The organism is Pusillimonas sp. (genome assembly GCF_035515275.1).
GTDB lineage: Bacteria > Pseudomonadota > Gammaproteobacteria > Burkholderiales > Burkholderiaceae_B > Pusillimonas.
In genome coordinates, this window is sequence record NZ_DATJBQ010000156.1 from 1 (window position 1) to 13,545 (window position 13,545).

Consider the following 13,545-nt stretch of genomic DNA (forward strand, 5'->3'; position numbering starts at 1 on the left):
CTACACCCGAAAGTTCTACGAACTGCTGCTTACCTTCAAGATCGAAGCCACGCTTAGCAAGGACCAGATTCTTGATCTCTACATGAACCAGATCTTTCTGGGGCACAGGGCTTATGGCTTTGCAGCGGCAGCGCGCACGTACTTCGGCAAGCAACTCAGCGACATCACGCCTGCCGAGGCAGCCATGCTGGCGGGCATTCCCAAGGCGCCCTCGCGTTTCAACCCTATTGCCAACATGCCGCGCGCCAAATCGCGCCAGGCCTATGTGCTGGGCCGCATGCAGCATCTGGGCTACCTTACCGAGGCCGAGTACCAAGAAGCCATGCAGCAGCCCATTGTGCTTAAGTCGGCGCCGGGCACGCCTGCCGGCGGCTACGCCATTCATGGCGAATATGTCGCCGAGCTGGCGCGTCGCCTGCTTTACAGCGTCTACCAAGACAACGTGTATTCGCGCGGTTTCAACATTTACACCACCATTCATTCAAAAGACCAGGAAGCCGCCTACAACGCTGTACGCGAAGGCATACTGCAATACACGCGACGCGCCGTTTACCCGGGCCCCGAAGAAACCGTGCGCCTGCCCGACGGGCTCGAAAACGACGCGGCGGCCCTTGACACCCTGCTCGACGAGCTTCAAGACAAATACCCTGACAGCGGCGACCTGATCACCGCATTGGTGCTCTCGGCCAGCCCCGAAAAAATCACTGTGGCACGAAGCTCGCAGCAGATCATCGAAATCACCAACAAGGACGCCCTGAAGATTGTCGCGCGCGGCTTGGGCAAAAACGCCAAAGAACCGCACCGAATCTCGCGGGGCTCGGTGGTTTATGTGCACAAAAACGGCGATCACTGGGAGGTCCTGAACCGGCCCTCGGTACAGGCCGCCTTTGTGTCGCTTCGCCCCCAGGACGGCGCCATACTTTCGCTGGTGGGCGGCTTTGACTTCGAGGAACAGTTCAATCGCGTCACCCAGGCGTGGCGCCAGCCCGGCTCGGCCTTCAAGCCGTTCATCTATGCTGCGGCGCTTGAACGCGGCCTGACACCCGCCACTCAGGTGTCTGACGAGCCCTTCATGCTTACGGCTGCGCAAACCGGCTCAAAAGCCTGGAGCCCCAAGAACTACGGCGGCAACTACGAGCCCATGCTAACCATGCGCCAGGGTTTGTATAAGTCCAAGAATATGGTCTCCATACGTATCATGCAGGCGGTGGGCCCCAAGTACGTTCAAGACTACATCACCCGTTTCGGGTTCGACCGCTCGCGTAATCCGGCCGTGCTGCCGCTGGCGCTTGGCGCGGGCGGGGTTACCCCGTTGCAGCTGGCCGGGGGCTTTGCCGTATTTGCCAACGGCGGCTACCGGGTTCCGCCCTACCTTATCGACCAGGTCACCGACGCCAGCGGCAAGGTGATCATGCAGGCACGGCCCACTGTGGCCGGCGATGCGGCAGCACGCGCCATCGACCCTCGCACCGCCTATGTCATGAACGACATGTTGCGCGGCGTCGCCACCTCGGGAACAGGCGCACGCGCCTCGGCAACGCTCAAGCGCCGCGACATCGGCGGTAAAACCGGCACCACGAACGATTCACACGACGCCTGGTTTGCCGGCTTCACACCCAAGCTGGTGGGCGTGGCATGGATGGGCTTTGACCAGCCCCGCTCGCTGGGCTCGCGTGAAACCGGCGGCGGCGCCTCGATGCCTATCTGGGTCGACTATATGCGTGTCGCTCTCGAAGACACGCCGGAAATACCTCTTGGCGACCCGCCTGCAGGCCTGGCTCGAATCGACGGCGATTATTACTTTTCGGAATTTCCGCCGGGGCAGGCCGTGGCGCGGGTGGGCTTGCCCACCCCCGACGAGTTCATACCCTTTGACAATGGGGGTGGCGGCCTTGACGGTATCGGCAACTTGCTCGAGCAGCTTAGCTCGGGCGGCGCTGCGGGCGAGGCCGCCCAGGTACAGCGCGTACAGTTTTGAACTAGGCTACGCGTACCTTAATGGCTTGGCCGGTGGCGTCGGATACGATCTGCGACAGCGTCTCGGCCATGTCCGGCCCGCCGCGCGTATTTGCCCAATACTGCCCGTCAAAACGAAAATGAAAACCACCGCTCGGCGCCGCGACCCACATTTCGCGCATGGGCGCCTGGCTATTGACCACGACCTGTACGGCGTCGTCAAATACCAGCGTCAGGACATTGCCACTACGATGGGCCTCGATGTCGAGGTCATACAATGCCACCCAATCGTCCGACTGGCTTTCAAGTTCGTCTAGTATGGCTTTACTTCGAGCGAGAAATTCTGATTCGTTCATATCGCAGTTCACCGTTTTGGAGTTAGTCAATGCAAGCGTCCCGCCCCAAGGCATCCGTTTCGTACAAGTACCGTATTGTAGCCAGTCTGTTCATGCTGCCCCTGCTGGCCGCCTGTGGCTATAAGGGGCCGTTGTATATGCCGCCTCCGCCGCCGCCGGAAGAATCGCTGACCACACCGCCACAGGCCCCGATGCCCTCTCCGGCTTCCGGGAACGACGCAACGACTACTCCTTCAGCAGTCGAATAATCAACTCTCTAAGCCATGTATTGCTGGCATCGTGCTCGTAACGACGATGCCAATGCACGGCCACATCGCTCGACGGAATGCTGATGGGCAACGGGAAAATATGAAACCCACCGTGCCGATTGAACTGCCGAGCGATACGATGCGGTATGGCGCAAACCATGTCGCTGCGCTCAAGAATATCTGGAACGACCGTGAAGTGCGGGACCTGCAATGCCACATCACGATGCACACCCTGCACCAACAATAAGTCTTCGAACAAATGATGAGCGTTGGAGTTCGAGCTCACCAAGATATGTGGCATCGACAGAAAGTCTTCACGCGTGACCGTCGAAAGACGGGCCAATGGATGACCTGCGCGGACCATGCCTACATAAGCCTCGCTGAACAAGACCACGTGTTGAGTCATCGGATTGAGATTGGCCATATGGCCAATGGCCAGGTCCAACACGCCCTGGCGTAGCGCGTCAACGGTCTCGCCCATTGAAACGGGGTCAATCTCGATGCGCACCTGAGGGGCGTGGCGCGCGAGGTGCTCGCATAAAGGCGGCAAGAACGCCATTTCACCCAGATCCGACATACTCAGCCGAAACGTGCGGCGGCTATTGGCTGCGTCAAAAACAAGATGGCTTTGAACCGCGTTGTGCATCAGGTCCAATCCATTTGAAATCGGTTCGAATAATCGCATGGCCGCCGGCGTCGGCTCCATACGGTGTCGAGACCGGACGAAAAGAGGATCGCCGAGCAATTCACGCAACCGTCCGAGCGAATAACTGATCGCCGGCTGGGTCAGGCCGAGCTTATCCGCCACAACAGTAAGACTGCCTTCTTCGTAGATAGCGCGAAATACACGCATCAAGTTCAAGTCCATCTCACGAGGCATGGTCATTTCAAATAAGCCCCACTTATTTAAATTATAAACTCCATTAGATTGACCCATATTAGTCCGCGAATCATACTTTCCTCAACTATCTGGAGGACACGTTGGAAAAAGCAGACTACATATGGATGGACGGCCGGATCGTCGCATGGAGCGATGCTCATACTCACGTCATCAGCAACACTTTGCATTACGGATTTGGCGTATTCGAAGGGATACGTTGCTACAAGACTGAAAAAGGGCCCGCTGTATTCCGGCTGCGTGAACACATGACACGCTTGAAGAATTCGGCCAAGATCCTGGGCTTCGAAGTGCCTTATACGCTGGATCAATTGGTCGAGGCCACTCGATCCATCATCAAGGCCAACGGATCGGACCAGTGCTACATACGTCCGCTGGCTTACATCGGCGACGGCGGCATGGGCTTGGCTTATGAGGGCTGTGACATCAACCTCACGATCGCCACCTGGCATTGGGGCGAATACATCGGCCATGGCACGCTGGAAAAAGGCAGCCGCGCCAAGACTTCAAGCTATATCCGCCACCATATCAATTCGCACATGTCCAAGGCCAAGGCCTGTGGCAACTACATGCTGTTCCAGATGGCAAGGACCGAAGCGCGACGCGACGGCTACGACGAAGCCCTGCTTCTTGACGCCAATGGACATGTCGCCGAAGGCTCGGTCGAGCATATGTTTATTGTGCGCGACGGCGTCTTGTATACACCTTCTTTGGCCCATCTTCTGGACGGCATCACACGCGCAACCATCATCACACTGGCTCGGGACAAAGGGCTGGAAGTGCGCGAAGAATTATTTTCACGGGACTACGTGCTGACGGCAGACGAAGCGTTCTTTGTTGGGACGGGCGCCGAAGTGACGCCGCTGGTCGAACTGGACCGGCGCACCATTGGTGATGGTCGAAGGGGGGTCATTACCAAGCAGCTTCAAGAAGCGTACTTCGATCACGTCTATGGGCGCGCATCCACCCATTCTGACTGGCTGACCTTCGTTTAAGTAGCTGCCCAATGGATACTCATCTAGCGATGCCCATCAAACTACTCAGCCTGGACGATGTAAGGGCCGCGAGCCCTTCGCCCCAGGAGATCTTACGGCACGTTCGCCGAACTTACGCACTGGAAGCAGAAGGCCAGGTCGATGTCCCACTGAAAATGGGCGTGCGGCCTGACAACGCACAAAGCTTCCTGGATGCCATGCCCGCCTGGGTCGGGGGCAACTCGCGGTCGCTTGGCATGAAGTGGGTTTCTTACTACCCCGATAATGGCCAGCGGGGCAAGGCCGACTCCTCGGGTCTAATCGTGCTGAACCATCCCGACCACGGTCATCCCGTGTGCATCATGGAAGGCATGCTGATTACTTTCATGCGTACAGCGGCCTGTGCCGCCATTATGGCCGAGCCGCTTGTGAAGAAGCCGCCACGCACGCTCGGCCTGATCGGCTGCGGCGGTCTGGGCCGGTGGGCGCTACGGATGTTTGGTGCAGTGTTTCCCACACTCGAAACCGTCTACGTATCCTCATTAAGCAACGAATCGCGCGAGCGCTTTTGTCGTGAAATGAACGCAGAAGGCGACTGGAAGCTGATCCCCGTCGCCGAACCATCACAAGCCGTTCAAAGCGCCGACATTGTCATCACGTCGGTTCCGCCGTCATCGACGCAACCCGTAGAGCCGGGTTGGCTGCAACCGGACGCCCTCTTTATTCCATTGGACCTGCTCAACTCGTGGCATGACGGCGTGTTTGTCGAAGCCGGGCTGCACGTGGCCGATTCCCCCGCATTTTTGGACAGACTGCTGCGCGGCAACCGACCGGGTTTGCCACCGCGTGAGATCGTACGCTTTCAAGACCTCGACGAAAAATCATCGCCTGACGCACACGGCCCGACTTTCATCAGCGTTTGCGGGATAGCCAGTGTTGACGTCGTGGTCGGGTGGGAAATCTACCGGCGAGCGTGCGAAGCGAAAGTGGGATCCCACTTCGACATGAAGGCTTCGAACGCCGGCATGAGCCGAGCCGCCTGACATCATTAAAAGGACACACCATGCAGACCGATGCACTACGCACCTACTGCAACGCCCGCATCATCGACGGCACGGGCAGTGTGCGACACGGATACCTCGCAGTTGAAGGCGCACGCATCATCGAAGTAGGAGAAGGCGATCCCCCAAAAAGCTTGTCTTCGGGCGCTTCGATCGACCTGCAAGGGCGCACCATCGTGCCCGGCATGATCGACTGTCATGTACACCTTTGCATGGACGCCGAGCCAAAGCTGGATCCCCCGCTGACGCCGCAGGACCACATGCTGGCTGTCCTGCGGGCCGGTCGCAACGCTTTGCAGACTCTACACAGTGGCGTCACCACGGTGCGCGATTGCGGAACGCCGGGAGAAGTAGACTTCGCGTTAAGACGCGCCGCCCAAGACGGCCTGTGCATCACGCCACGCCTACTGCTAAGCGGACAGGCCCTGTGCATGACCGGGGGTCATGGCTGGCAGTTCCTGGGTACTGAGGTTGACGGACCTGATGAGGCCAGGCGCGCCGCTCGCCGACAACTGAAGGCCGGGGCCGACAACATCAAGTTGATTGCCACCGGAGGCATTCTGACACAGGGCAGTCAGATCGGTAACGCAGAGCTCTCTATCGAAGAAATGCGCGCGGCAGTAGAAGAGGCACACAATGCCGGCAAGATCGCAGCTGCCCATGCCCATGGCGGGCAAGGCATCAAGAACGCCATCCTGGCGGGCGTCAACTCGATCGAGCATGGCTACTTCATCGACGCCGAAGGCATAGACATGATGCTCGAGCGTGGTACGTGGCTGGTGGCCACCTCGACCCCTGTACGAAATGTGGTGTTGCACGGTACCGAAGCAGGTATTCCCGAACCCGCAGTCGCCAAAGCCCGCAGCGCCATCAACGCGCACGTAGCGTCTTTCAAGGCCGCGCGCAAAGCAGGAGTGGGCCTTGCCATGGGCACCGACGCCGGCGTGCCGTTTACAGGGCACGGTACCAATCTTGACGAGCTGCACTATATGGTTGAAATGGGCATGACGCCCATGGAAGCGATTCTTGTCGCCACACGTGACAGCTCTCGGATGTTGAAAATGGATCATCTCATCGGCACGCTCGAAGCAGGCAAGTACGCCGATTTTCTGGTGCTGGATGCCGATCCGTTACAGAACATCTCATTGCTCCGGAACCCCGACCATATTCGCCAGATCGTTCTGAACGGACGCACTGTGCTGGACCGGGATACCAGCCATGTCCTGATGGGCGCGGCCTTCAGCAACGTCGGTGTGGGCGCTCCTCCGAGACCCTCCTGACCCGCGGCGCAAGCCGTACACTGCGGCGATTTCCGCCGCAGTATGCTTCATTACAAATTACAAAACACATATCCAAGGAGACAATAATGAAAGTAGTCAAGAAAGCGTTGGGCCTGCTGGCTGCCACGTCCGTGCTATGGGCGGTCGGCGCAGCACAGGCAGAGACCGTGATCAAGGCAATAAGCGCCTTTACCGCTGGCACGGCATTTTCCAAACCGTTCGAAAGCTTTGTGAATAAGGTGAATGAAGACGGCAAGGGGGTCATCCAGATTCGTATCCTGGGCGGCCCCGAAAGCATGCCGCCATTCGAACTGGGTAATGCGGTGGCCAACGGCGTGGTGGATATGGCCAACATACCCGGAGCGTTCTACCTGAACCGCATGCCCTCTGCCGATGCGCTGCGTCTTAGCGAAATACCTATTCACGAACAACGACAGAACGGTGCCTGGGAATACATCAATGAACTGCACAACAAGACGATGAACTCCTGGTACCTGGCACGCACCGCCGACGACCAGCCCTATCATCTTTACCTGACTCGCAAGATCGAGACCCCCGATCTTAGCCGCTTGGTCATCAGGGTTTCACCCACCTATATGTCCTTCTTTCGCGCCTTGGGAGCCAGCGCCGTTCAGACGCCTCCGGGCGAGGTCTACACAGCGCTAGAGCGCGGTGTCGTCCAAGGTTATGGCTGGCCTTTGCACGGCATCATCGATCTTGGCTGGGACGAAGTCACCAAATACCGCGTCGATCCAGGCTTCTATCGTGTAGACGTAAACGTTCTGGTCAACTTGGACCGCTGGAAGCAACTTGGCCAGAAGGAACAGGAGATCCTGACCCAGGCCGCGCTGTGGCTGGAGCAGACCCAGCACGAGGCCATGCCCGAATTGAACAAGAAAGAACTAGAGCTTCAGAAGCAGGCGAACATCGAAACGCTGACCTTCAGTGCGGAAGACGAAAAGCGCTGGCGTGAGACTGCACTGCGGACCGGTTGGGAGCAGATCCGGGCTCAAGCCCCCGCCGCAGAAGTCGATCGCTTGTACGAGCTGCTGACCAAAAAAGATTGATGGTCACCGGGCGGCCCTGGCCGCCTGCTCCCGCACCCGAAGCGCGTGTTGTATCATTTTGGGCTACGCTTGTGTTTGCTCACAAGCATCACCCAACCACGCGCCAGGGTCGCCCGAAAGCAGCCGCGGCGCTTCCAACCCCCATTACCATGACAGTCGCCCCCCATTTTGCTTTCAAGCACCATGTCCTGCATGCAGAAGACGTATCCCTTCCTGCCCTTGCACAAGAGTATGGTACGCCCTTGTATGTGTACTCGCGTCAGGCGCTGACTGACGCGTGGCAGGCTTACGCCAGTGCAAGCAAAGGGCGCAACGTGCTGGTTTGCTTTGGCATGAAGGCCAATTCCAACCTGGCCGTACTGAACGAGTTCCGTAAGCTGGGTGCGGGGTTCGACATTGTGTCGGGCGGCGAGCTCGCTCGCGTGCTCGCCGTGGGCGGCGACCCGGCCAAAGTGGTTTTTTCGGGCGTGGGCAAACAGGCCTGGGAAATGCGGGCCGCACTGAAGGCCGGAGTAAAGTGCTTCAACGTCGAGTCGGAAGCCGAGCTCGAGCTGCTGGCCGAGGTGGCTGCCGAAATGGGCAAGGTGGCGCCCGTGTCGCTGCGTGTGAACCCCGACGTCGACGCCCATACCCACCCCTATATTTCGACCGGCCTCAAAGAAAACAAATTCGGCATTGCCATTGAAACCGCCCCGGCGGTATACCAACGCGCCACGCAGCTGGCCAGCCTGGACATCGTGGGCGTCGATTGCCACATCGGTTCGCAGATTACCGAGGTTGACCCCTACCTGGACGCCCTGGAAAAACTGCTGGACCTGATCGACGCCCTGGCCGAAGACGGCATCCGCATCAAGCACCTGGACCTGGGCGGCGGTATCGGCATTCGCTATACCGACGAAACCCCGCTTACGCCCACTACCCTGCTCGACAACGTGTTCAAGCGCTTGCAGGCCCGCGGCCTGCAGCACCTTCAAATCGTACTGGAGCCGGGGCGCTCGCTGGTGGGCAATGCCGGCGTGCTGCTTACCAGCGTGCAGTACCTGAAGCACACCGAGGCAAAGAACTTCGCCGTTGTCGACGCCGCCATGAACGACCTGCTGCGTCCTACGCTGTACGATGCCTGGCATAGCGTAGAGCAAGTGGGGCAGCCCGCCGAGCAGCGCCCGGCCGATGCCAAAACCTACGACATTGTGGGCCCTATTTGCGAAAGCGGAGACTGGCTGGCCCGCGACCGCCAACTCGACATTCAGCAAGGCGACCTGCTGGCGATCATGTCGGCCGGCGCCTATGCCTTTACCATGGCCAGCCAATACAATACGCGCCCGCGTCCGCCCGAGATCATGGTCGATGGCTCTGCCCACCATGTGGTGCGCCCCCGCGAATCGCTCGAAAGCCTGTTCTCCACAGAAAAGACGCTGCCCTGACCTTTTCCGCCGAGCTCGCCCCGCTCAACCGGTCAACGGGCTTAAGGGCGGAATCAAAAAAAACACCCCAAAAGCTAGGACAGTGTCCAACTTTTGGGGTGCAGTTCAACTCAGCTATCCTGACCTGAGCCTCCAACTTCAAGGGGGGTCAGTTCAAAGCCCTTGAAGTGTGTTTCTGGCGGTGTCTTATAGCTCGCCGTATGAGTGCAGACCCGACAGGAACATGTTGACGCCCAGGAACGCGAAGCTGGTAATGACCAGGCCCACCAAGGCCCAGTAGGCCGCCATGGTGCCGCGCAGGCCCTTCATGAGCCGCATATGCAGCCAGGCAGCGTAGTTGAGCCAGACGATCAGTGCCCAGGTTTCTTTGGGGTCCCACTGCCAGTAGGTGCCCCAGGCGTCGGCCGCCCACAGCGCACCCAAAATCGTGGCTACTGTAAAGAAGGCAAAGCCCACCGCAATGGCCCGATACATGATGTCGTCAAGAATTTCGAGCGAGGGCAGCTTGCGCGAAATGGGGCCGCGAAACGCCAGAATGACGCCCACAATAATGGCGCCCAGCCCAAAATACAGCATCCAGGTGGGAGAAAGCTCGCGCGAGCCGAACATCATGGGCTCGGCGCACAGCACAGCGCCCAGTATGAACAGCGGCAATAGTTTGGTCCATGAACGGGTTTCACCGTGCTCTTTGACCAAATAAGCAAAGCCCACCATGGCGGCCAGCGCAAAGGTGCCGTAGCCGATAAAGTTGGCCGGCACGTGTATTTTCATCCACCAGCTTTTAAGGGCGGGTACCAGCGGTTGAATCTGGAAGGCGTCGCGCGTGAACGAATACCACAGCAAAAACACCACCGCCGAACTGACCACCAGCAATACGAAGCCACCCAGCGCGCGGGTGGCGTAACGCCTTTCGTAATACAGGTAGAACAGGGCGGTAATCAGCGCAAACAGCACAAAGACTTCGTACAGGTTGCTGACCGGTATATGACCGATGTCGGGGCCCAGCAAATGGCCTTCACGCCAACGCACCAACATGCCGGTGGTACCCGCGTACACGGCACCCCACGTCAACACCGTACCCATCCAGGCGGCCGTTTTGCTGGCGTAACCCACCCAGTAGCTGATGGTGGCCAGGAAGAACAAGGCGCACATCCACAAAATAGCCGACTGCGACGAAAACAAATATTGAAGCAGGAAGACGCTTTCCGAGCGGGCGATATCGCCTTGCGACAAGCTGCCTGCGTCGCTATAGAGCCAGATGGCAAGCAAGGCCGACAGCCCGGCGACCACCGTTAGGGTGCGCAGGGGCCGCCATAACCAGCCCATCCACACCAGGCCGGGCACGGTCAGGCACAGAATGATTTTTTCGTAGTAGTCCATGCTGTCGCTGTAAGCGAACAGCGCATAGGCGGCACCCGCCGACAGCAGCAAGAAAAAAACAAGGTCGGTCCAGTCGGGCTTGCCGCGTCGACCGCGAGAGTCTCCGCTGGGAGCCATGGCGTCTTGCCACATGGAAGCGTTGTAGGTTGAGTCGGACATGAGGAAACCTCTTAGGTGATCAGGCGCCGGAATGCGTCGCGGAAGCGCTCGAATTCCTGGGTGAAGTCCAAATTGCGGCGCTGGGAGGTCATGGCTGCCTGCAACCGGCTGCCGCCGCCTTCGGGAGTGATCCATATCCAGATGCGCCGATCACGAATATAGAACATTGAAAACACGCCTATTACCAGGAACAGACAACCCAGATACACGGTGTTTTTGCCAGGGCTGCGAGCGATCTGAAACACGCTGGCCTTGACCTCTTCGAAACTGTTCAAGGACATGAACACAGGGGCTGGGTAGTCGGGCAGATTGGCCAGGGCCATTAAAGAAAGCCGCAACCAGTCGGCGCCCTGCTGGGTGTTGCTGATGGGCTCAAGCCCCCGGTTCCGGCGGTCGAGCTCGTATAACTCGGTCAGTGTAAGCTGGATCATGGGCACCGCAAAGCCCAGTACGCTTTCGCGCTCGGCTTCGGGCACTCGGTCGATCAGCGCATTGAACCCGCCCTGTGCAAAGGCGTCAATGGCCCCTTGTGCCGCCCGCTGCAGCAACGGCCGTTGAGTATCGGTGCTTGCATTGAACTGAGCAAAGGCATTGGCCGCCTGATGCCTGAGCGCAGGGTTTTGCAACGCCGCCCGCAAATGCATGAATTCGGCCACCGAGCTGTCGGCATCGGCCGGGATACGGATGTAGCGGTAGTTCTCGGCCTCGGTTTGCCGCACACCCGCCAAAAACACCGGGTGTCCGTCAAGCTCGATAGGCAGCATGTAGTTGTTGTATTCGTGCGATTGGCCGTCGCGGCCTATAACCCGGTATTGCACGCTGGGGCCCACGTTGCGCAAATGCTCATTTGACGCCCCGGCGGCACTACCCGTAACGGCCGCAACGTGCTCGATCATGGCCTTGGGCTGGGGCTCGGTGCCCGGGTCCATGTTCTCGACGTTTATGACCCGCAGGCCCGACATGGCCACCACCAGGTTTTGGTCCCCGGCTTCGCCGCTCAGGGTCAGCTCAGCGTCTTGTCCAACCGTGCCTTCAACCGGAAACGGCTTGCCGCCGGCCCCTTCAAGCGGGTAGGCGGTAAGCTTGAGCTTGCTGCCGCCATCGTCAAGGCTGGACTGATACACGGTGACGCCCTTGTAGCGCAGGGGTTCGTTTACTTCGATCAGGCTGTCGAACGTTTCACCGGTGTCGGGGTCGGTAATTTCAACATAGCTTTTGAACGAGCTGGGCATGCCGGTAGAGTAATAATCTACGTCGAACTTGTTCAGCTTGATCGAAAACGGCAAGGGCTGCACCAGTACGCCGTCGGCCACGGCCACAATGCCGCTGGCGCTGCGGCTGCCTTCGGGCAGCATCATGTTGGCCCGAAAACTGGGGTTGGCGGCCGGCAGGCGACCCTGTTCGGGCACCTCGGAAATAAGCATGTTCTGCGTAATGGCCTGCTTTCCGCCCAACAAAACCTGAAGCCGTACCGGCAGCTCGCTGTCGAGCAGACCACCTACGGCAATGACCACAATCGCCGCATGCGCAAAAATATAGCCCAGGCGGTTGCTGGAGCCTTTTTTGGCTGCCAGCATCAACGACTCGCCGTCCTGGCGCGTTTTAAAACGGTAGCCGTGTTGTTTCAGCCAAGGACCGATCTTGTTCAGGGCCTGTTCAGGTGCCTGTGTTGAGGTGGTTTCGACGCGATGATGAAACGCCCGCAAGCTGCTGCCGCGCACGTACTCGCGAAACGAGCGCATGTCGCGCACCATTTTTGGCGTGTTGCGCAGCAGGCAGATGCTGGTCGACACCACCAAAAACGCCATAATCAACAAAAACCACCAGCTGTTGTACACATGCCAGATGGAGAATTTGTCGAACAGCCCGAACCAGTAGGGACCGAACTGATCCACATAACTGTTGGAGACCTGATTCTGCTGCAGCACCGTGCCAATAATGCTGGCCACGCAAATGAACATCAGCAAACTTACTGCAAACCGCATCGAACCGAGCAGTTCAATCACGTCGGCGCCGAAGCTTTTCAGGGAATTGGATGGGCTCACAGATTCATTTCAAAAAAAAAGGGGGCGCCGCTGCCGGCTCCCCCCTTTGACTGACCGGCCGGCGCGATTGTGTTTTTGACGCCGGACTAAATTGTACGTTTTAACGCAGGCCCGCCGCGTAATCGGCTACCGCCGCAATGTCGGAGTCGGACATGCGATCGGCAATGTCGTGCATGATTTCGTTGGCGCGGTCATTGCTGCGGAACTGCTTGAGCTGATCAGCCAGGTAGCCGGGGAACTGACCTGCCAAGCGCGGGAACTCGGCCGGCACGCCTGCACCGTTAGGTGCGTGGCAGCCTGCACAGGCGGGGACCCGTTTTTCGGGAATGCCGCCGCGCCAGATCTCTTGGCCGCGCTCCATGGTGGCCTCGCTGGTGGCAGTGGCAGCGGCAGTGTAATCAAGCGGCTGCTGGCCCAGATAGTAAGCGATATTTTGAATGTCTTCGTCGGACAGGGGCGCAGCCATGGGTGTCATTACCAGCGGCGCACCGTTGGGGCCGCTGCGCTTGGCGGGTTGGTCGCCCTGGGGTTTGAAGTCGTGCAGCTGGCGGGCGATGTATTCGTGCGCCTGGCCGGAAAGATTGGGGTTGACCGGAAGCGTGCTGTTGCCGGCTGCGCCATGGCAGCTGGCACAGGCAATAATGCCGCGCGCTGCGTCGCCATTGGTGTATAGAGCCTCGCCTTTGGCCGCGTCGGG

At 59.0% G+C, this 13,545-nt stretch carries 12 protein-coding genes; 7 read left to right on the plus strand and 5 right to left on the minus strand.

Annotation, left to right across the window (positions count from 1 at the left end; translation table 11 throughout):
* Positions 1 to 1,978 (plus strand): penicillin-binding protein 1A (locus VL003_RS11615; protein ID WP_325442644.1); only part of this gene is annotated, 1,978 nt, incomplete at its 5' end.
* A 1-nt stretch (position 1,979) separates the two neighbouring features.
* Here VL003_RS11615 and cyaY read toward each other — a convergent pair.
* Positions 1,980 to 2,312 carry an iron donor protein CyaY gene (gene cyaY / locus VL003_RS11620; protein ID WP_325442646.1) on the minus strand — a complete coding sequence of 111 codons (333 nt, stop codon included), beginning with the start codon at positions 2,310 to 2,312 and terminating at the stop codon, positions 1,980 to 1,982.
* A gap of 29 nt (positions 2,313 to 2,341) precedes the next feature.
* On the opposite strand from cyaY, the gene lptM reads away from it, so the two are divergent.
* On the plus strand, positions 2,342 to 2,560 hold the full coding sequence (gene lptM / locus VL003_RS11625) for an LPS translocon maturation chaperone LptM (protein WP_325442648.1): 219 nt from the start codon (positions 2,342 to 2,344) through the stop codon (positions 2,558 to 2,560).
* On the opposite strand, the gene VL003_RS11630 is transcribed toward lptM, so the two are convergent.
* A complete protein-coding gene (locus tag VL003_RS11630) occupies positions 2,538 to 3,497 on the minus strand; it encodes a LysR family transcriptional regulator (protein ID WP_325442650.1) in 960 nt (319 codons plus the stop codon). The two genes, lptM and VL003_RS11630, sit on opposite strands and share 23 nt — an antisense overlap.
* Positions 3,498 to 3,541: 44 nt before the next feature.
* Between VL003_RS11630 and VL003_RS11635 the strand changes: the two genes are divergently transcribed.
* The 5 genes from VL003_RS11635 (at position 3,542) to lysA (ending at position 9,264) form a co-directional block, all read left to right on the plus strand.
* On the plus strand, positions 3,542 to 4,453 hold the full coding sequence (locus VL003_RS11635) for a branched-chain amino acid transaminase (protein WP_325442652.1): 912 nt from the start codon (positions 3,542 to 3,544) through the stop codon (positions 4,451 to 4,453).
* An 11-nt stretch (positions 4,454 to 4,464) separates the two neighbouring features.
* Entirely contained in the window at positions 4,465 to 5,475 is a 1,011-nt protein-coding gene (locus VL003_RS11640) for a hypothetical protein (protein WP_325442654.1), read from the plus strand.
* 20 nt (positions 5,476 to 5,495) lie between these two features.
* On the plus strand, positions 5,496 to 6,773 hold the full coding sequence (locus VL003_RS11645; protein WP_325442656.1) for a metal-dependent hydrolase family protein: 1,278 nt from the start codon (positions 5,496 to 5,498) through the stop codon (positions 6,771 to 6,773).
* A gap of 86 nt (positions 6,774 to 6,859) precedes the next feature.
* Positions 6,860 to 7,840 carry a TRAP transporter substrate-binding protein DctP gene (dctP, locus tag VL003_RS11650; protein ID WP_325442658.1) on the plus strand — a complete coding sequence of 327 codons (981 nt, stop codon included), beginning with the start codon at positions 6,860 to 6,862 and terminating at the stop codon, positions 7,838 to 7,840.
* A 149-nt stretch (positions 7,841 to 7,989) separates the two neighbouring features.
* Positions 7,990 to 9,264, plus strand: a complete 1,275-nt coding sequence (lysA, locus tag VL003_RS11655) for a diaminopimelate decarboxylase (RefSeq protein WP_325442660.1) — start codon at positions 7,990 to 7,992, stop codon at positions 9,262 to 9,264.
* A gap of 186 nt (positions 9,265 to 9,450) precedes the next feature.
* On the opposite strand, the gene ccsB is transcribed toward lysA, so the two are convergent.
* The 3 genes from ccsB to VL003_RS11670 form a co-directional block, all read right to left on the minus strand.
* Positions 9,451 to 10,803 carry a c-type cytochrome biogenesis protein CcsB gene (gene ccsB / locus VL003_RS11660; protein ID WP_325442662.1) on the minus strand — a complete coding sequence of 451 codons (1,353 nt, stop codon included), beginning with the start codon at positions 10,801 to 10,803 and terminating at the stop codon, positions 9,451 to 9,453.
* A gap of 11 nt (positions 10,804 to 10,814) precedes the next feature.
* Complete coding sequence (locus VL003_RS11665) at positions 10,815 to 12,788, minus strand: cytochrome c biogenesis protein ResB (RefSeq protein WP_325442666.1); 1,974 nt, start codon at positions 12,786 to 12,788, stop codon at positions 10,815 to 10,817.
* 160 nt (positions 12,789 to 12,948) lie between these two features.
* Positions 12,949 to 13,545 (minus strand): c-type cytochrome (locus tag VL003_RS11670; RefSeq protein ID WP_325442664.1); only part of this gene is annotated, 597 nt, incomplete at its 5' end.